Annotated in this window: 1 protein-coding gene; it reads right to left on the bottom strand. The window is 65.5% G+C overall.

Annotated features, from left to right (window positions below; all coding sequences use genetic code 11):
* Nucleotides 1–1,506: (Fe-S)-binding protein (locus tag ACIBM5_RS47040; RefSeq protein ID WP_396012847.1), on the bottom strand; the 1,506-nt coding region annotated here is incomplete at both ends.

Raw genomic sequence — 1,506 nt, 5'->3', positions numbered from 1 at the left:
CGCCGGTGGTTCGGGGAGTTGCACGGATTGCAGGAGCAGTTGTGCCACGTCGACGACGCGGAGGTCCTCCGCGGCCTCGCCGGCCTGCTTCTTGGCGTTGATCGAGTCGGTGAACATCACCAGGCAGAACGGGCAGGCGGTGGAGACGATGTCCGGCTTCAGCGCCAGTGCCTCGTCCATGCGCTCGTTGTTGATGCGCTTGCCGATGCGCTCCTCCATCCACATCCGCGCACCACCCGCGCCACAGCAGAAACCCCGCTCCTTGTGCCGGTGCATCTCCTCGTTCCGCAACCCCGGAACCCGCGCGATGATCTCCCGCGGCGGCGTGTACACCTTGTTGTGCCGACCCAGGTAACACGGGTCGTGATACGTGACCAGCCCGTCCACCGGCTCCACCGGCGTCAGCCGACCCTCGTCCAACAGATGCTGCAACAACTGCGTGTGGTGGATCACCTCGAAGTGACCCTCCAACTGCGGGTACTCGTTGGCCAACGTGTTGAAACAGTGCGGACACGTCGTGACGATCCGCTTGCGCGGCGCGTCCTCCAACGCCGCGTTCAACGTCGCCACGTTCTGCGCCGCCAACATCTGGAACACCACCTCGGACCCCAACCGGCGGGCCGAGTCACCCGTGCAGGACTCCTCCTTGCCCAGGATCCCGTACCGCACCCCGGCAATGTGCAACAGCTCGGCGAACGCCTTCGTGGTCTTCTTCGGACCGTCCGCCAACGCCCCCGCACACCCCACCCAGTACAGGTACTCCAACTCCGCCGGGTCCACGTCCCGCCCCACGATCGGCACCTCGATGCCCCTCGCCCTGCTCAACTCCTTGACCCAGTCCAGGCGGGCCTTGGTCGCCACGCCCCACGGGTTGCCCTTGTTCTCCAACCCCTTGAGCATCGTCGCCGCCTCGGAGGGGAACGCACTCTCGATCAACACCTGATACCGGCGCATGTCCACGATGTGGTCCACGTGCTCGATGTCGACCGGACACTGCTCCACACACGCCCCGCACGTGGTGCACGACCACAACACGTCCGGATCGATCACCCCGTTCTCCGCCGCCGTGCCGACCAACGGCCGCTCCGCCTCGGCCAACGCCGACGCCGGGACCCTCGCCAACTGCTCCGGCGTCGCCCTCTCGTTGCCCTCCTCGTCCTTCCCGCCACCGGCCAGCAGGTAGGGCGCCTTCGCGAACGCGTGCTCGCGCAACGACATGATCAACAACTTCGGCGACAACGGCTTGCCCGTGTTCCACGCCGGACACTGCGACTGACACCGACCACACTCGGTACACGTGGAGAAGTCCAGCAGACCCTTCCAGGTGAAATGCTCCACCTGCGAGACCCCGAACACCGCATCGTCCGCCGGGTCCTCGAAATCGATCACCTCACCACCCGAACGCATCGGCTGCAACGCACCCAACGCAACCCCACCATCCGCCTCACGCTTGAAGTAGATGTTGAAGAACGCCAGAAAACGATGCCACGCCACACCCATGCTCGG

The organism is Embleya sp. NPDC050493 (genome assembly GCF_044458105.1).
Taxonomy (GTDB): domain Bacteria; phylum Actinomycetota; class Actinomycetes; order Streptomycetales; family Streptomycetaceae; genus Embleya.
This window is presented reverse-complemented; position numbering and strand designations above follow the sequence as displayed.